General features: G+C 37.8%; 15 protein-coding genes. 11 read left to right on the top strand and 4 right to left on the bottom strand.

Translation table 11 applies throughout. The features are described from left to right. Positions 1 to 205 precede the first annotated feature (205 nt). The 6 genes from NST93_RS11805 to NST93_RS11780 all read left to right on the top strand — a co-directional run bounded on the left by NST93_RS11805 (position 206) and on the right by NST93_RS11780 (position 9,716). Positions 206 to 916 (top strand): LytR/AlgR family response regulator transcription factor, encoded by a 711-nt coding sequence (locus NST93_RS11805; RefSeq protein ID WP_405097244.1) that lies wholly within the window; start codon positions 206 to 208, stop codon positions 914 to 916. Next, positions 913 to 2,235, top strand: a complete 1,323-nt coding sequence (locus tag NST93_RS11800) for an ATP-binding protein (protein ID WP_405097242.1) — start codon at positions 913 to 915, stop codon at positions 2,233 to 2,235. The genes NST93_RS11805 and NST93_RS11800 overlap by 4 nt, the downstream gene beginning before the upstream one ends. Before the next feature lie 330 nt (positions 2,236 to 2,565). Further along, entirely contained in the window at positions 2,566 to 5,442 is a 2,877-nt protein-coding gene (locus NST93_RS11795) for a glycoside hydrolase family 3 N-terminal domain-containing protein (RefSeq protein ID WP_405097240.1), read from the top strand. A 154-nt stretch (positions 5,443 to 5,596) separates the two neighbouring features. Continuing rightward, positions 5,597 to 8,005, top strand: coding sequence for a glycoside hydrolase family 3 C-terminal domain-containing protein (locus NST93_RS11790; RefSeq protein WP_405097238.1), 2,409 nt, complete (start codon positions 5,597 to 5,599; stop codon positions 8,003 to 8,005). 44 nt (positions 8,006 to 8,049) lie between these two features. Next, positions 8,050 to 8,682, top strand: coding sequence for a GtrA family protein (locus NST93_RS11785; protein ID WP_405097236.1), 633 nt, complete (start codon positions 8,050 to 8,052; stop codon positions 8,680 to 8,682). Between the two features lie 17 nt (positions 8,683 to 8,699). Continuing rightward, complete coding sequence (locus NST93_RS11780; RefSeq protein WP_405097234.1) at positions 8,700 to 9,716, top strand: glycosyltransferase family 2 protein; 1,017 nt, start codon at positions 8,700 to 8,702, stop codon at positions 9,714 to 9,716. A 195-nt stretch (positions 9,717 to 9,911) separates the two neighbouring features. Here the strand turns inward: NST93_RS11780 and NST93_RS11775 are convergent, their stop codons facing one another. From NST93_RS11775 to NST93_RS11765, 3 genes are all read right to left on the bottom strand, one after another. After that, positions 9,912 to 10,913, bottom strand: a complete 1,002-nt coding sequence (locus tag NST93_RS11775; RefSeq protein WP_405103860.1) for an aromatic acid exporter family protein — start codon at positions 10,911 to 10,913, stop codon at positions 9,912 to 9,914. Between the two features lie 173 nt (positions 10,914 to 11,086). Beyond that, positions 11,087 to 11,380: a YxcD family protein gene (locus NST93_RS11770; protein ID WP_405097232.1), complete on the bottom strand. Its 294-nt coding sequence runs from the start codon at positions 11,378 to 11,380 to the stop codon at positions 11,087 to 11,089. Beyond that, the gene (locus NST93_RS11765; protein WP_405097230.1) at positions 11,368 to 11,829 is read right to left on the bottom strand and encodes a hypothetical protein; all 462 of its coding nucleotides are present in this window, start codon (positions 11,827 to 11,829) and stop codon (positions 11,368 to 11,370) included. Before NST93_RS11765 ends, NST93_RS11770 begins: the two co-directional genes overlap by 13 nt. A 197-nt stretch (positions 11,830 to 12,026) precedes the next feature. Between NST93_RS11765 and NST93_RS11760 the strand changes: the two genes are divergently transcribed. The 5 genes from NST93_RS11760 (at position 12,027) to NST93_RS11740 (ending at position 18,895) form a co-directional block, all read left to right on the top strand. Continuing rightward, the gene (locus NST93_RS11760; protein WP_405097228.1) at positions 12,027 to 13,724 is read left to right on the top strand and encodes a methyl-accepting chemotaxis protein; all 1,698 of its coding nucleotides are present in this window, start codon (positions 12,027 to 12,029) and stop codon (positions 13,722 to 13,724) included. A 179-nt stretch (positions 13,725 to 13,903) separates the two neighbouring features. Further along, positions 13,904 to 14,476 carry a TetR/AcrR family transcriptional regulator gene (locus tag NST93_RS11755; protein ID WP_405097226.1) on the top strand — a complete coding sequence of 191 codons (573 nt, stop codon included), beginning with the start codon at positions 13,904 to 13,906 and terminating at the stop codon, positions 14,474 to 14,476. 99 nt (positions 14,477 to 14,575) lie between these two features. Further along, positions 14,576 to 16,702 (top strand): MMPL family transporter, encoded by a 2,127-nt coding sequence (locus NST93_RS11750; protein WP_405097224.1) that lies wholly within the window; start codon positions 14,576 to 14,578, stop codon positions 16,700 to 16,702. 336 nt (positions 16,703 to 17,038) lie between these two features. After that, positions 17,039 to 18,622, top strand: a complete 1,584-nt coding sequence (locus tag NST93_RS11745; RefSeq protein ID WP_405097222.1) for a BCCT family transporter — start codon at positions 17,039 to 17,041, stop codon at positions 18,620 to 18,622. Positions 18,623 to 18,712: 90 nt separating this feature from the next. Next, a complete protein-coding gene (locus NST93_RS11740) occupies positions 18,713 to 18,895 on the top strand; it encodes a gamma-type small acid-soluble spore protein (RefSeq protein WP_405097220.1) in 183 nt (60 codons plus the stop codon). Between the two features lie 55 nt (positions 18,896 to 18,950). Here the strand turns inward: NST93_RS11740 and NST93_RS11735 are convergent, their stop codons facing one another. After that, entirely contained in the window at positions 18,951 to 19,193 is a 243-nt protein-coding gene (locus tag NST93_RS11735) for an alpha/beta-type small acid-soluble spore protein (RefSeq protein WP_405097218.1), read from the bottom strand. Between the last annotated feature and the right edge of the window lie 7 nt (positions 19,194 to 19,200).

Below are 19,200 nucleotides of genomic sequence, written 5' to 3'. Positions count from 1 at the left end.
AAATTTGTTATACTGTAATTGCCGAAAAATATAGGTATGAAGTATAGTGCGTTTTTTATTATTATGCTAGTATATTTCATACATTGTGCCCAGACAGTATTTATCTTTAAAATGAAATATACTAAATTACTTTTTTTATAAAGCTTTCGTGCGAAGGAATGTAATGGTTTACAATAGTTATATTATTACCTAGAGGAGTGAAATAATGATTCACTTTGCAATTGTTGAGGATGAGGATAAATATAAAGAACAATTAATAGATTATTTGCGTAGGTTCGAAGAGGAATTCGGTGAAAGGATAGCAATAAAAACATATACAGATGGAGATGAAATTTTAGAAGATTATCAGGCACAATTTGATATTATCCTAATGGACGTGCATATGCGCTTTGTAGATGGAATGTCAGCAGCAGAAGAAATTAGAAAGATGGATACGGAAGTTGTGATTATTTTTATCACGAATTTAGCACAGTATGCGATTAAAGGATATGAAGTGGATGCGTTGGATTATATATTAAAGCCGATATCCTATTTTCAATTCTCTCAGCGCTTGCACCGAGCGGTTGAAAGAATGAAGAAAAGAGAAGCAGATTATATAACTGTTGCATTGAAAAATGGCATCAAGCGGTTCGAGACCTCTGATATTTACTATATAGAGAGTCAAGGTCATAATCTTGTTTATGTTACGAAAGAGGGAGAATTCATTGCTGCGGGAACGATGAAAGAGCTAGAAAAAGAATTGTCTAAATTTTGCTTCTTCCGTGGACATCGTGGATATTTAATAAATTTAGAGCATGTCGAGGGAATGGCGGATAGCTATGCAGTCGTTAATGATGAAAATCTGCCAATCAGCCGGACTCAAAGAAAAGCATTCATGACGGCATTAACCGATTATTGGGGAGAAGTAATAAAATGAATGATGTGCTAATTGATATACCTCGTATATATACTGGGCTTGCCGAGTGGCTCGCTTGTATTGTTTACATTTCAATATTAAAGAAGCAGCTCAAGGGCTGGAAGCTTTTTTCCTTTGCTGGAGCAGCACTTTTTATACAGGCCGCCTTTTTAGTCCTGACGAAAGACTTACCGATTGCTTTTTGGATTCCAGCAATGATGATAGCAATTGGCATGATGTTTTTCTTGATTTATATAAGCTGTGATATAACTGCATTAGATGCAGGTTATTATAGTGTACGGGCGTTTGTTGCTGCGGAATTAGTCGCATCCTTGCAGTGGCAAATCCATTACTTCTTTGCAGCCAATGGGGAAGTGGATATGCTGCTTGAATTCGTTCTATTGGTCGTTATCTATGGATTCCTGTTTATTATCATTTGGTTGATTGAAAAACGATATGTGCCTAAAACCGGGAAATTAAATATTAGGCATCGGGAGTTATGGTCAACGGTTGTGATTGGTGCTGCGGTTTTTGCAATCAGTAATCTCAGTTTTATTAGTGCGGGGACACCATTTAGTGGACAATATGCAACTGAAATCCTAAATATCAGAACCTTGGTTGATATAGGCGGGCTTGCGATTTTATTTGCATACCATATCCAATTATATGATTTAAGGGTAAGACACGAATTAAAAGCTGTGCAGAATATCCTGCAGAATCAATATGAACAATACCAGCAATCGAAAGAAAGCATTGAACTTGTTAACTATAAATACCATGATTTAAAGAATCAAATTATTGCACTTAAGGCAGAAGTCGATCCAGAGAAACGCAAAAGCTTTCTGACGGTGATGGAAGATGAAATTAAGTCATTTGAAGCCCAAAATAAAACAGGAAACCATGTACTTGATACATTACTTACGAGTAAAAACTTAATCTGTATGAAGCATGGCATCACATTAACTACTGTGGCGGATGGAACGCTGCTGAATGATATGGATGTCATCGATATCTCTACAATCTTTGGGAACGCACTGGATAATGCAATTGAATATGAAATGAAGATTGACGATGAAGAGAAAAGACTGATCCATGTCTCCGTGTTTGAGCAAAAGAATTTTTTAATGATTCGCATTGAAAATTACTTTGAAGGAAGGCTCGAGCTTGAAGAGGGACTGCCGGTAACCACGAAAAAAGATACATTTAATCATGGTTACGGATTAAAAAGTATCCGGTATACTGTGCAAAAAAACGATGGTGTAGTCAGTGTGAATCAAAAGAATAATTGGTTTGAATTAAAGATTCTAATACCGAAATTAAATAAGAAAATTATTTTGTAAGGATCTGGACAATGTGCAAGTTGACATGTACAGGTCCTCTTCATATTTGTTTCACATTTTAAAAAGTGCATAAGAAATTTTATTAATATATGCCATTTATGAAGAAAAACATACAGCTCGTGAAAAAAATGAAACGAATGCAGAATGCTATGATACGATTTTTCGTACAGAAATATAAGTTAGTGACAAAGGAAAAATTAAAAAGTAAGCGTTTTATATTTTGGATAAACGTGATACGTTATTTAATTTTAAGGAAGAAGGGAGTTAAAGTGTTTATGATAAACTCCTTTGTCAATACTTTATTCAAACTGGAAATGGAGGGAATAATAGATGCTCGAAATAAACTGGGATGACGTCAAAAATATTATCAATCTTGTACTTCCTTATCTTATTTTCTTCGGAGTTGTTCTTTTATTAGCAATTGTTCTTATTATAATTGCCAAGAGATTTTCTATTCCAAGGAAGTTTATGGTTCGCAGGCAATCAATAATGGCTATTTTTATCGCTTTAATGATTGCAATCAATTTAATTGCATTCTATCCAATGAATACAATACTTACACTTGCCTCCGGTAGAGGAACAATCACGGATGCAACCTCTGAAAAGGCTGAGCAACTAGGTGAAGATATCGCGAGAGAAGGTATTGTCTTATTGGAGAATGATGAAAACCTCCTTCCTTTAGAGAACGACTCACGAGTAAATGTATTCGGATGGGCTTCTACAAATCCAATTTATGGTGGAACAGGCTCGGGTTCCTTATCGGATTCTCACCACACGGTTAGTTTAATTGAGGGATTGGAGAATGCAGGATTTGAAGTAAATAGTGAACTTTTTGACTTATACACATCCTACGCTGATGAACGTCCGGTTGTTGGTATGTTTGAACAAGATTGGAGTTTACCAGAACCATCTGTCAATGAGTATTCCGATAAATTAATGGAAAAAGCAGAAGGGTTCTCTGACACAGCGGTAATTGTAATTGGCCGCGGAGGTGGGGAAGGTGCAGACCTCCCAACTGACTTATCTGAAGTTACATATAATGACAACACAGAGGATTATAAAGATTTCGGCGAAGATGATCATTATCTTGAATTGCATGAAACAGAAGAACAGATGATTGATATGGTTACTTCTAAATTCGACAATGTGGTGCTAGTTTATAATGGTTCCAATGCTTTTGAATTGGAGTTTATAGAAGAATACGATCAAATTAAGAGCGTTCTCTGGGTACCAGCAGCGGGACAAACTGGATTTAATGCACTTGGTGAAATATTAAATGGTGAAATTAACCCCTCGGGGAAAACAGCTGATATTTTTGCCCGTGATTTAACTGCAACGCCGGATCACAATAACTTTGGAAACTTTGAATACACAAACATGAATGAATACAGTGTAGAAAATGACTTTCCCGGTGCAGGTGGAGTCCCTACCTTTGTAAACTATGTGGAGAGTATTTATGTAGGCTATCATTTCTATGAAACCGCTGCAGCAGAAGGCTTATTAGATTATGACGAACATGTATTATATCCGTTTGGATACGGTCTATCTTATACCTCATTCAATCAAGAAATCAGCAATTGGAAAATAGGTGCTGATGAGACGATCACTGTGGACATTACTGTGACCAATACTGGTGAAGCTAAAGGTAAAGACGTTATTGAATTATACTATACCCCTCCTTATATGGATGGCGGTATTGAAAAATCAGAAGTCAATTTGATAGCTTTTGAGAAAACCGAAGTATTGGAACCTGGAGATTCTCAAACACTTACACTTACCTTCAACAAAGAAGACATGACATCCTATGATTATAAAAATGAAGAAGCCTATGTTTTAGAAAAGGGAGACTATACGTTATCTATTCGATCAGACTCCCATACCGTTTTAGACGAAGTTAACTTCACGCAAGATGAAACCATTGTTTATGAACAACGTTCAACGGATGAAGTTCCAGCAACAAATCAATTTGACTTTGCTGAAGGAAATCTAACCTATCTTTCTCGTGAAAATGGTTTTGAAAATTATGAAGAGGCAACTGCAGCTCCTCATAATTATGAAATGCCGGAAGAAAGTTTAAATATGTTCCGAAACGAAACAAACTTTAATCTAACCGAACTTTATGATGAATCTGATGAAATGCCCACAACAGATGCTGATAATGACATAGATCTGGTAGAAATGCGTGGACTTGATTACGATGACCCTGCATGGGATCCGTTATTAGATCAGCTATCTACAGATGATATGGTTAATCTCATTGCTTACGGCGGTTACCAGACTACAGCAATAAAATCTGTTGGAAAGGCAGCAACTATTGATTTAGATGGACCTGCATCTATCAATAATAACTTTACCGGTGTAGGGTCAGTCGGATTTCCTAGCGCTGTTATGATGGCTAACAGCTGGAACGTAGATTTGGCTCATGCATTTGGTAACAGTATTGGTGAAATGGCAGTTGAAATGGGTGTTTCAGGATGGTATGCTCCGGCAATGAATATTCACCGTTCTGCATTTTCAGGTCGTAACTTTGAATACTATTCCGAAGACAGCGTATTATCTGGTAAAATGGCCGCTCAGGCAGTCTTAGGTGCCGCAGAGCATGGTGTATACGCATATTTAAAACACTTCGCATTGAACGACCAAGAAACGAACAGACTGAAAATGTTGGCTACATGGTCAAATGAACAAGCTATCCGTGAGATTTATTTAAAACCGTTTGAAATTGCTGTTAAAGAAGGTGGAACAAGCGCTATTATGTCATCCTTCAACTATATCGGACCAGTATGGGCAGGAGCTTCTTCCTCTCTCTTAAACAATGTATTACGTGATGAATGGGGTTTCCGTGGAATGGTTTTAACTGACTATTTCTCAGGTTATGGATACATGGATGCAAATATAATGGTTCCAAATGGCGGAGATATTGCGTTAGCTACTTACGATGTTGGGGCTAATATGATGAAAAATACTGATAATCCATCTGTCGTAAAGAATATGCGTACATCTACTAAAAACATTCTTTATACAACTGTAAACAGTTATGCATACAGTGATGAAGCTTTGAGTGTCGGAATGCCTATTTGGCAAGTTATAGCCATTGTTATTAACGCTGCAGCTATGGCATTAGCAATATGGCTTGAGATACTTATTTTTAGAAAATACAAGAGACTAAAAAGCGAAAAAGCTTTGAGTGAAGTAAGCGGCCTGTAAGATTGGTGCATAATTATATCATTATAAACTTAAATATCAAATGAACAATTGATCCGTGTATACATCTAATTCGAATGTAGCAAGTAATCAAATTAAAATAAGCGGCGAAGCTTCAGTTCAAGTCTCGCCGCTTATATAAAATGAGGTAATAAGCATGAAATATAAAGACTTAATAGAAAGTATGACCTTAGAAGAAAAAGCCTCCTTAATGTCAGGAAAAGACTTCTGGCAAACCCAAGATATAAAGCGCTTAGGTATTCCGAATATGTACCTTGCAGACGGACCACATGGAATGCGGAAGCAAGCTGCAGCGGCAGATCATTTAGGACTGAATCCCAGTCTTCCAGCTACAAGTTTTCCAACAGCTGCAACTGTTGCGAATAGCTGGAATGTAACACTTGGAGAAATAATGGGAACGTATCTCGGTAAAGAAGCGGTAGCGCAAAATGTCAATGTGCTTCTTGGACCAGGAATTAATATGAAAAGAAACCCTTTAGCAGGGAGAAATTTTGAATATTATAGTGAGGATCCATATCTTGCGGGTAAAATGGCTGCAAGTTTCATTCGCGGGATTCAATCAAATGGCATTGCAGCTAGTGTTAAGCACTTTGCCGTAAATAGCCAAGAAGAAAGACGAATGGTAATTGATACAATTGTTGATGAACGCACGCTTCGTGAAATCTATTTAACTGCCTTCGAGATTGCGGTGAAAGAAGGCAAAACGAAAACGGTGATGTCATCCTATAATAAATTAAACGGAACTTACACCAATGAACATCCGCATTTAATGCAGGATATTTTGCGTGATGAATGGGGGTTTGACGGTGTAGTTGTGACAGACTGGGGCGGGAATAACGACCGTGTCGCCGCATTGGTCACTGGCAATGAGCTGGAGATGCCGACAACGAACGGGGAAACAGACCGGGATATTATTCAAGCAATTAAAGCTGAAGAAATAGAAGAAAAAGTGCTGGATGAAAATGTTGACCGGTTGCTTGATCTTATTTTTACAACTGCAGGAGATAAACAAGATGCAGAGAAAGAAATTGACTTTGAAGCACATCATGACATGGCGCAGAAAATTGCTGAGGAATCCATTGTTCTTTTGAAAAATACAGAGAAGATACTCCCGCTGGATAAAAATAAGAAGGTTGCTGTTATTGGTGATTTTGCAAAACAACCTAGGTACCAAGGTGCAGGCTCTTCCGTCGTAAATCCTACAAAATTGGATAGTACACTTGATTTATTAAAGGAAGCTGGACTGAATAGTATTGGATTTGAACCCGGCTATAATCGCTACGGAAAGAAAAACAAGGATGTAGCAAAAAAAGCGCTTAAACTCGCTAAAAAGGCAGACCTCGTTCTTCTTTATATTGGCTTGGATGAAGTGACAGAAGCAGAAGGACTTGACCGCTCTGATATGAAGATACCCGATAATCAGGTTCAATTATTGCATGCACTTCATAAAGTAAATCCCAATATTGTTGCCGTGCTTTCCTCTGGTGCCGTTGTCGAAATGCCGTGGATTAGCAAGGTAAAAGGTTTGGTGCACGGTTATTTAAGTGGACAAGCTGGTGCGAAAGCTATTCTTCGTGTGTTGACTGGGGAGGTCAATCCATCCGGTAAATTAGCGGAAACATATCCCCTCCACTATAAAGATACTCCTTCTTATCACCACTTTCCGGGTAAGGAGGTTAGTGTAGAACACCGTGAAGGATTGTTTATTGGTTATCGCTACTATGATACAGCGGGTGTCAATGTCCGTTTTCCATTTGGATATGGTCTCAGCTATACGACATTTGAATACACGGATATTCATGTGGATACAGAGGGTGTAACATTTACAATTACAAACACTGGTGACGTTCCTGGAATGGAAGTTGCACAATTGTACATAGGCAGTAAATCAAAGGAAATCTTCAGGCCAAAGAAAGAACTGAAAGGTTTTACAAAGGTTTTCTTGAATCCGCGAGAGTCAAAAACCGTAACGATTTCATTTGATGATAAAGCATTTCGCTATTTTAATGTAAAGACAAACAAATGGGAAATTGAGGAAGCAGACTATGACATAATGATTGGCGCATCCAGTACAGATATTCGATTGACAGGTGTTTTATTTATCGAAGGTACAGGAGCAGCCCCTCCATATGAGAAAGAAAGGTTACCAAGCTACTATTCTGGTAAAGCAAATCATGTCAGCATAGAAGAGTTTGAAACCTTATTGGGAGCAAGAGTGCCTGAATCCAAATGGAATCGAACAAAACAGCTTGGTTACAATGATACGATTGCACAATGTCAATATGCTAAAGGCAGATTTGCGAGATTTGCTTTTAGACTAATTACGTTTTCCCATTGGTTCTTAAGAAAAATCGGGAAACGGGATACGGCTAATTTAATCATGATGTCTGTGCACCATATGCCATTTAGAGGCATGGCCAGAATGACTGGTGGCATCATGAATATGCCGATGCTTGATGGAATTTTAATGATTGTAAATGGCCAATTCTTTAAAGGTGTCAGACATGTGCTGAGAGAGAGAAGACAGATGCTAAAGAGTCGCTAAAGGGGATCATCGACACTATCTTTATGCGGCAAAGGAGAGGTAATATGAGTAGTGGAACACCGAAAGATGATAACTTAGTATATAGCCGACCTAACTTTTGGAATAGATACAAAGAAAAACATCCTAATATTGCACAGTTTTTAGTTTTCTTTTTATTAAGTAATGGGGTAACGGCTTTACAATTAATACTAATGCCTGTCTTAAAAAGTGTATTCGGACAAACAGCATTAGTCCATACAAGCTTTCAGTTATTCCAATTTGGTCAAAACTTTGATGGTAGCCCTTATTTTATTTTTGATTATGCCGCAGGTCCCTTATCTTCAGGAGGAGGCGGCGGGCTTGCCTATTTCCTGGCTGTACAAATTGCAATTGGGATAGCACAAATTATTAACTTCTTTGCACAAAGAAGTATCACATTTAAATCAAACAGTAATATCTGGAAAGCGGCCTTTTGGTATGTCATCGCTTATATTATAATAACGATAGGCGCAGCGGCTGCCCAAGGATTCTATAAAGCACCTATTTATAATCTATTAATGAACACATGGGGAATGGGTTCATTAGGTGAAACAACAGCCGACATTATTACAATGATTATTAACAGTGCGATTTCCTTCTGGGTATTTTTCCCGATATTTAAATTGATTTTCAAACAAGAGCCACAACAACAAGATTAAATGGAGTGAATGTTTGTATGAAAGTTTTATCAATCGCTATACCTTGTTATAATTCCGAAGAGTATATGAAATATGCTATCGAATCCCTGTTGCCTGGCGGGGAAGAAGTAGAGATATTAATCGTGAATGATGGATCGGTTGATTGTACAGCTGAAATTGCAGATGCGTACGCAAACAAATATCCTTCCATTGTAAAAGCAATACACCAAGAAAATGGCGGACACGGACAAGCAGTAAATACAGGTATTCAAAATGCAACAGGTCAATATTTTAAAGTAGTAGACAGTGATGACTGGGTCGATATCAGAGCCTATCTGAAAGTGCTCGATGCTTTAAGAGATTTGAACCGGTACGGTAAACAAGTAGACATGTTTATCAGTAATTTTGTATATGAAAAAGAAGGTACAAAATATAATAAAATAATGAAATATGATACCGTGCTTCCTCAAAATGTAATTTTTACTTGGGATGACATTAAAGAATTTCCGAGGGGACAGTATCTCTTAATGCACTCTGTTATTTACAGAACACAGCTGTTGCTGGATTGTAAATTAGAGCTTCCGAAACACACGTTTTATGTTGACAATCTATATGTTTATAAACCGCTGCAGCATGTGGAGAAAATTTACTATATGGATATTGACCTGTATCGCTACAATATCGGAAGAGAAGATCAATCTGTTCAAGAGGACATTATGATTAAGCGAATTGACCAGCAGATTAAAGTGAATAAACTAATGATTGAGCATGTGGAACTGCAATCAATTCAAAATAAAAAGCTCCGTCACTATATGCTCAGACATTTGGAGATTGTGACTATCGTATCTTCTATCTTATTAATCCGTTCAGGAATTGAAGAGAACTTAAAAAAGAAAGAAGAGCTTTGGAAATATATTAAAAATAAAGATAGCAACTTATATAGAAGAATGAGGTATGGTGTTATGGGCGGATTAATTAGTTTGCCAGGGCGTACTGGCCGGAGTATATCGGTTGGGGCTTATAAGTTGTCTCAGAAGTTGGTAGGGTTTAATTGATTGAAAGTTTAATAAGCTAATTTAAATGAGGAACAGCCATTGGGAAGGATATCCAATGGCTGTTTTTTAATTTCATTAATAGTATTAGGCTTTGTGTTAACTTACTTTTTCGGTATAAGAAATAAAAATTGTAGTTGTATATTGTTGAATATGTGGAGCTTTCTTTAGTACTACAACAATTAAAAGCGGGCCACCCTAAACCTCCGCATAAAACTTCTCCACCAAACTATAAAAAGACAATAGCTCATATAACAAAATCAATTCTGGTGGAAACTTTGTTGGGTGCCTTTGGGTATTTTTCGTAATACTGGCATTGTCCTCCCAAAAGATTTTTGTGATATTGAGCTGGTTTTCATGATGTTTCTGTATGTCGAAATTGTCTTCAAGCTTTAAGCTTTCCGCAAGTTCATCTACAGCTGCTCGTATAATTTCTTTTTCTTCTTCACTCCAATCCAACTTATTAATCGGGGTAAGAAGTAAATTATCCAAATCATCATGCATTCTTTGTAATAGCTTTGCTTTCTTTTCTATCTTTTGAAATACAGCTTTTTCATTTGCTACTAATGGATGAAGCTTTGATTCATCTTTTTGGAAATTGATTAGTGTATTGTTGGCTATTACTTCCCTTTCAAGCTTTGTGAGCAAATCAAATAACTCAAATTTATTTGTTTTTCCATCTAAAATGTCTGTATATATCTTTTTCATCCCTTCTGCCGTATGTTTGGCAATCTTTTCTACATTATGTGCGATATCGTCCCGGTAATCTGGTGGCAGCACAAACATGTTTACAACTGTTGAAACAACCAGTCCAACTGTTGTCGTGCCTAACCGGATTAAGAAGGAAGTGAAAAAGTCTTCATGTATGACTTCCACCATTGCAACAGAGGTCAATGTTGCGACAAGCAGCCCTGCGTGAAGGTTTAATTTAAAACAAGTAGCTATTGTCAAAACAGCTGCTAATGTATAGGTAATTGGGGAGTTACCGAATAAAGATATAAATAGGACAGCATAGGCAGAGCCGATTGCTGAAGCAGGAAAACGTACGATACCTTTTTTTATGGATGCAGAAACGGTGGGTTCCACGGTTACTATTGCGGTAATTACTGCAAATACAGGCGGCCATCCAAGCAGCTCACAAATCCAAGCGGTTAGGAATATTGCTACTCCTGTTTTGATAATTCGACTTCCACCTAACATTTTTTTCAATAAAATGACCCTTTCTCAACGAACGGTTACTATACATCTATTCTCTAACAGCAGCCGCATAATTTCAAGGTTACTGAGAGAAGGAGGGGAAAGGGTTGAAGCTTTTAAACAAAAATAAACCGGGCGGAGAGCTGCATTCTCTGCCCGGTTTATTTTAATGAATGTTAAGCCCGCTGCACAACTGCAATAATCCCTTCCTCATCATGCAGCTCCAGTTTAATTCCGGCGAAAGGATCTCTGTTCAAAAATTCTTCCAGCCATAACCGCAGTGCTTCGATTATATTCAAGGTAATAAGCACTTGCTTTCTGCCGTGTACAAATGATTCTGCAGAAAAACCAGTATCATCATCGTACATTAATTCTACTTCGACTTCTTCTGGCTTTACTTGTTTTTTACGGGAAATATAAACACAAATTGCATTAATGATATCTTGTTCAGAAATAACTAATTTCTCCATGCGTTTGCTTCTTCTTTCTTTTTCTTCTTAAAGAATTGATAGATTCTCATTGCCACAGATACTAAGAAAATAATTGCCAGTCCATTAACGAGTAAGCCCAGCATCGATCCGAGAATACCCATGTTTCCAAGGAGTCCTCCAAATAATAATCCGGCAAGTCCGCCCAGCATAAGGCCCTTCATGAGACCGCCAGACATGAATCCGCCTTTATTATTTGTATTTTGCTTTGCAGCGGATTTATTGTAACTGGAAGAGTCTTTTTTATTTTTTTGGAACAATGAATTATTGTTGTTGTTTGAATTGATGCCGCCGCTGGGACTGAATGACCTTTTCCCAGATTTATAAGATTTTGCCTCAACTGTGGTTGTCCCTTGATCCTGAAAAACATAGTCTCCAATTGGTGAAAACACAAGTGCGATTGTAAATAGTGCTGCTATAATCTTTTTCATTATTTTTTCCTCTCTATTTCTATCTTTAGATGGTTCCTCCTTTATTATAATATAGATGCTTTCTATTTGTCTGTTTGGAGGTCATTCGAAGAGATTTCTAAAAAATGTAGTAAATTGTTCATATAATTATTTGTAAAGTTTTGGGATTATTCACTGTGGATATAGTATAATAGACTCATAAAGAAAGGTGAGTACATATGAGAAGAACTTTGACATGGAGATTAGGTCTCCTTATTGTTGGTGTTATTTTTGCTACGATGATTATTAATGCGTTCACTACTTATAAAACAGCATATGAAAATTTATATATGGCTGCAGGAGTAGAAGCCTATGGCTGTGCGAATATCACAACAGGCCTGTTGGATGAAGAAGATATCATGAATTTAACAAATGGAACAAATGGAGAAGAAATCGGTGAAAAATTAAATTGGACAGTTGAGCATAAAGATATATTTGAGAATCAATATATTGTTAATTTAGATGGAGAAATCTTGGCCCTTGACGATAACTTGGAGAATCAAGGTTATAAGATTGGTGATGATTTTTACATAGATGAACAAGCGATTCAGGAATTAGTCGATATGAAGCATTCAACTTATTCAGAGATTTATGAGTTTGGTGGAATGGAACGTATTTCTGGTTATGCTCCTATTTTTGCTGAACATGATGCAGGGAATGAAGTTATTGCTATTAGTGTAATAGACTTTAATGCAGATATTGTTTCGGAACGGACATGGACTGTTGTGAAAGATGGTGTATTGCTCGGGCTGATTCCGTTAATTCTTGCTGCAGTTGTGACATTGTTTATTATCAGAAGAAGTACAAAACCAATTTCCGCACTAATTGAACAAACGAGTCAGGTTGCAGGCGGGGATATAAGGGAACATGAGCCAGTTGCTGCTGGTGAAAATGAAGTTGGCGATTTAGCAAGCCATCTTAACCAAATGACGGAAAACTTAAGAGAAATGATTATAACAATCAAAAAGACGGCACAGGAATTAGCTCAGAATACGAACTATACTTCCACATCGATGAATGAAATGAAGATTGCACTTAGTCAAATTTCTGGAAGTATGGAAGAGGTAGCTTCAGGTACATCAGATGGTGCGATGATGACGAAAGAAGCATCAGAGGTTTTAGATGATTTAGCTGGTCTGATCCGTTCATCAAGTGAAAAGGCAGAGAAAATGGTAAAGAGTGCAACATATACAATGGAAACTGCCGAAAAAGGCTTGGAGAAGGTAAATGAAGTGGCTCAACAAATGGATGGAATTAAGGAGTCTTCCTCCATTACAAAAGAAATGATGCGTAATCTAAATGAATATACAACAGAGGTTCATAAAATAACGGAATCGATCACAAGTATTGCGGACCAAACGAATCTTTTGGCACTGAATGCTGCAATTGAAGCTGCAAGAGCAGGAGAACATGGCAAAGGCTTTGCTGTGGTGGCAGACGAGGTAAGGAAATTAGCAGAACAGTCGAGTCAGGAAGCATCTGAAGTAGGGAAGATTATTTCAAAAATCACGGAAAATGTGCAGAAAACGCTGGTTAGCACGGAAGAAAGTTATCAGCGCGTAGAAACAGGGGAACAGTCTGTACAGGAGACAGGAGCAGTATTGGAAGGTATTCGGGCTGCGGTAAATAATATTGTTAATGAAATCAATCAGCTTTCCATGATGACAGACGAAGAAGCGGAAATTTCCAATCAGATTGTTGATAAGGTGTATCATTTGCAGCATTCCAATGAAAATATGGCATCCACTGCACAAGAAGTGTCTGCAGCGACAGAAGAATCGTCAGCTTCGATTGAGAATGTTGCAGATCGCGCTTCCAACCTGGAGGACATGTCAACGGAACTGAATGATATTGTTAATCAGTTCAAATTAAATTAGGGAATGATTGTTTAGGAATCAAGGAAGGACAGAGCGTCAGGATAACTGGCACACTCTGTTCTTTTTTCTTAGATACTATTGTTTGACAAAGAGAGAGCAGCAAGAGAATAATGTAAGATGTTGATATTGGTCAAGAGAACCTCCACTAAAAAAGTATCAAGTTGAAAAGGATGTTTGAAATGGCACGTGAAAGGAAATTTACAAAAGAAGAATTATTTCAGGCTACAAAAGATACACTTGTAGAAAGCGGTTATATTGGTTTTACTTTTAGTGTTTTGGCAAAGCGCTTAAACGCTGCCAGACCAACAATTTATAAATACTATGAAAATAAAGATGAACTCATCACGGATTATATGGTAGATGAAATGAATTTATTTCTGGTTCGTTTACAGAAAATCAATGGATATGAACGTTTTGAAGAACAGTTCGATTATTTAATTTACGTCATTTTTGAAGATACGAAAATTCATGAAATCATTCGATTAGCAATCCAAATGCCGAAAGAAGGTACAGAGAAGGTAACAGCAAATCGTATACAGTTAGAGAAGCTGCATCAGGATATGTATATGTATTTGCAAAAATTCGTCCAGACCGGAAAGGCGGAGGGCTATCTGAAGGCATCGATTCCAGATGGATTGGTACTTGGATTTATTTTTCAAACGGTAGAAATTCCTAATCATCTCCAGGTTCCCCACAGTGATTGGGTTGCGTCAATAAAAGAAATAATTAGACATGGAATGTTCAATAAATAGATGTTGACACTTGTGTCACATTGAATAATAATAAATGATGGACGTAATATTGACTAAAGTGACGTATGTGTCACTTTGTTAAATGAAAGGAAAGTTTGGATGAAAAAAGTCTTATCTGCTATTACAGACCGTGTGGCAACAAAAAAAGGGACAGCTGTTACGTTAAGTATTTGGATTTTAGCTGTTGTCCTTTTAAGCATTTTTGCACCAAGTGTTCGTGACTATCAAATGTCGAGTATTGAAACATTGCCAGAGGATGCACAATCCCTCCTTGCCCGTGAAAAGATAGAAACTTATTTTGGGAATAGTGATCTGATTCCAGCAATCCTTGTCTTTCAGCATAATGAAGGCGATGAAGTAGATCCTGCACAGCTTGGAGAAATTACGGCTCAAATGGAAGAAAATGATATTCATGGTGTAGAGGAAGTTATCCCATTTGAGAAATTGCCTCCGCAGGCTGCAGAAAGTTTCCTGTCAGAGGACGGCTCAACTGCTTTTATTCCATTAAATTTTTCTAATTTACTGGATACACCGGATATAAAAGAATCATTACATGAGATTCATGCATTGGTTGAAGAGAATTCAGATTTAACCCTTCATGTGACAGGTCCTGCGGGAATTGCGACAGATACATCTGAGTTATTTTCACGTGCAGACCTTGTTTTAATTATGGCTACAGTAGGAATTATTCTTGTACTGCTTGTGGTAATTTACCGTTCCCCGCTCTTAGCATTTATTCCTTTACTGGCAGCAGGTATTGTTCTGCAAGCTGTCATGCAGATTTTAGGAATACTCGGAGATTCAGGGCTGGTGATGAGCACCCAATCCGTATCCATCATGACGATTTTATTATTTGCAGCTGTTATTGATTATTCTCTATTTATATTCTCCCGTTTTAGAGAAGAACTGAAAAGTCATGATGATAAATATGCAGCAATGAAAGCTGCGATGAGAGGAATGGGCTTGCCTGTCTTCTATTCAGGGGCAACTATTTTTGCGGCGATGATTATTTTAATCTTTGCATCACTGGAAGATTATCGTAACTTTGCGCCAATCTTTGGAACGACATTCATTGTTATTATGCTCGCTTCTGTCACGCTTGTTCCAGCATTATTCACGCTGTTTGGCAGAAAATCATTTTGGCCTGTTATCCCTCGTGTAGGGGATAAACATATTAAAAATAACTCTGCATGGAGTAAAATTGGGCGTGCAGTTACAAAGAGACCAGCTGCAGCAGTCACAATTATTATATTGTTTATCTTTATCACTGCAAGTAATATTTTTAATATGGAATATGAATTTGATATGTTAAAGTCTTTCCCGGATGATATGCAATCACGTGTTGGCTATGAGATTCTGGAGGAAAACTTTGCTGCAGGCGATTTAGCGCCTACAACTGTTTTATTTGAAGCAAGTGATGCAGTCGGTGAAGCGGAGCAGAGTGAATTATTAAATACGCTTCTGGACCAGCCGCTTGTAAATCAAGTTCGTGTTGACGGAGTGACAGACGATAATAAAGTCATCTCCTATAGCATGACATTTGACGAAAATCCAAATGCACAGGAAACAATGGATGCATTGGAGACAATAAGAGATGATTCAGATGAAATTCTATCGAGCAGCAAGCTTGAAGGGGAACTTTATTTTGCAGGTGATACAGCTTCGTCTGTGGATGATCGTTCACTAAATAATCGGGATTTGATTCTGATTGTCTCCCTTGAAACAATATTGATTTTCGTCATGTTAATCTTTTTAACAAAATCAATCCGAATGCCTGTTTATATGATGGGAACAATTTTATTATCATTCTTTGCAGCACTCGGCTTAGGAACATTTTTAATTGATTTATTCTTTGCTATTGATACGATGAGTAATCGCGTTCCTGTGTATGCCTTTATTTTCCTGGTAGCACTTGGAATCGACTACAACATCATGCTTGTCTCCCGATTTTTAGAAGAGAGAAAGCAGCATCCTGTTAAAGAGGCAGTAGAAATTGCTGTGGCAAATACTGGCGGCGTTATTTCTTCAGCAGGGTTGATCCTTGCTGCAACATTCGCTGTTCTGATGACACAGCCAATTCAATTATTATTTGTCTTTGGCTTCATCGTAGCAGTAGGCATTTTAATCGATACCTTCTTGGTCAGAGGCGTTTTGCTTCCTGGGTTGATTATGCTGTTTGAAAAAGATAAAAAGGGCGAAAAACAAAGTGACCGTTTTTCTTCCTAATGCGATCTATTTCTTACTATGCACGTTGAAAAGGTTCTTCAGTCATTTGACTAGAGGGCCTTTTTTATGTTTTCATATTCATTAAAGCAATTTTTTTCTATTATTTAATCTGCCGAATGAATCGCGCTCAATCTAAAACGGTCGTTAAGGCAGTGCTCATCGCAAAAAGAAACTGTTAAAAGTTACATAAAACAAATAAGATAAGATTTAATTTATCTAAAACTGTATAGATTTGATGCAAATAAAGGATATTAAAGTTAGGATATGGGTATTGATGATTATATATAGAAAAAGCGGAAGGGTTTAACTAAAAGACGAAGAGGATGAAGCTTCATTATGAGTGAAAAAAGAAAACATTTTTCCAGTGTGTTCACATATGCCTCCATCATAGTCGGTATATTGGTGCTTCTGGGCGCTGTATTTCCTGAGGGATTTGGGGAAGTAACAGGCGCGATTGGTGACTGGATTACAAAGAATTTCGGTTGGTATTATATGACGGTCTTTACTTTAATTTTATTCTTTTGTATATTCCTGGGGCTTAGTCCGATTGGAAAGCTCAAGCTGGGTAAACCACATGACAAACCTGATTTCAAAACAATTTCCTGGTTGGCGATGTTATTTAGTGCTGGCATGGGGATTGGTTTAGTGTTTTATGGAGCAGCTGAACCAATCTCACATTTTCTGGCTCCTCCTACTGCAACGCCGGAAACAACGGCCGCGATGGCTGAAGCAATGCGGTCAACTTTCTTGCATTATGGATTCCATCCATGGGCGATTTATGGTATTGTGGCACTTTCGCTGGCATATTCCCAGTTTAGAAAAGGAGAGGTTGGCTTATTATCTAAAACATTGCGGCCTATTTTAGGGGATAGAGTCGATGGACCGATTGGTACGATTGTTGATGTGCTCTCCGTATTTGCAACGATTATTGGTGTGGCTGTTTCTTTAGGAATCGGGGCAATGCAAATCAATGGGGGATTAAGTTACCTCTTTGGTATACCTTATAATGAATTGGTCCAGGGCATTATTATCGCTGTTGTTACGGTGTTATTCATCTACAGTGCCTGGAGTGGATTAAGTAAAGGGATTCAGTATTTAAGTAATTTAAATATGATTTTAGCTGGTCTTTTGTTTCTGGCTGTCTTAGTCCTTGGACCAACTTTGCTCATTTTAAATATGATGACAAGTGCGACTGGCGATTATCTGAATACATTGGTATTCCATAGTTTGGATGTCGCACCATTAAATCCGCAGAAACAGGAATGGATGTATTCCTGGACGATTTATTATTGGGGCTGGTGGATGAGCTGGAGTCCGTTTGTTGGTATATTTATTGCGAGAATTTCCCGAGGCAGATCAATCCGCGAGTTTGTCATAGCAATCCTGCTTGTGCCAACCTTTGTAAGTATCTTTTGGTTTAGTGCATTTGGTTTAACAGGGGTTGAAGTGGCGCAAAATGCTCCACATATATTTGGGATGCCGCCTGAAACGCAGTTATTTGGCGTGTTCAATGAACTGCCCTTCAGCACCATTATCTCGATTCTTACTGTGATACTTGTCTCATCCTTTTTTATTACCTCGGCCGATTCTGCCATCTTTGTTTTAGGGATGCAGACATCTTTTGGCAGGTTAAACCCTGCAAGCTTTATAAAAGTAATCTGGGGTGTAGCGCTATCTGCAATTGCTTATGTATTGCTGTTAGCTGGCGGACAAACTGGGTTAGATGCATTACAATCTGCGGCAATTATATCCGCGTTGCCGTTTAGTATTGTCGTTTTATTAATGGCGGCTGCCTTGTATAAAGATGCCAACCAGGAAAGAAAAAACCTTGGTTTAACAATGACCCCTGATAAAAAGCGTATGAAAGAATATATGGATAGAGTGAAAAAGGAACAGGAAAATAAAACGAATAAACCATAATACAGATTGGACGATAGAAAGGGAAGAATTGTCTTTTTAATTCCTGCCTGTCTGGAAAAGCTAAGATCACCGAGAGAAAGAGGTGACCTTATGAAAAATGGCAAAACAGCAGCAGGTACAGATATCGCAGCTGTAAAACGGGCAAATGCACAATCTGGCATGTCTTATAATGAGGCAAAGGAATATATTGCAAGGACGACCGGAGGCCATGGAACGGAGATTTATAGTAATACAGATCCGGAACAGATTCGGAAAAAGAATCAATCCAAATAAAAAAATATGTCCCTGCTGGCTCAACGATGTAAACGGGAGTCAGCAGGGATTTTTGTTATTTCTTTGTTATCTGTTCCTTCGCCATTTGAATCATTTCTTTTACCATATTGCCGCCAATAGGCCCGCCAACTTTTCCTGCTTGCCTTGAGGTAAGTTCCCCATTATCTCCTTTTTCCAATGGAATGCCTTGTTCCTCAGCAACTTCATACTTTACATTATCTGGATTATTACGATCCACTTTATACCCATTTGCTTTCATGACCTGTCCCTTAAACGATTTAAGGTTTTTGTCAGTCATCTCAAAC

Source organism: Oceanobacillus sp. FSL H7-0719 (genome assembly GCF_045040795.1).
GTDB lineage: Bacteria > Bacillota > Bacilli > Bacillales > Amphibacillaceae > Oceanobacillus.
This window is presented reverse-complemented; position numbering and strand designations above follow the sequence as displayed.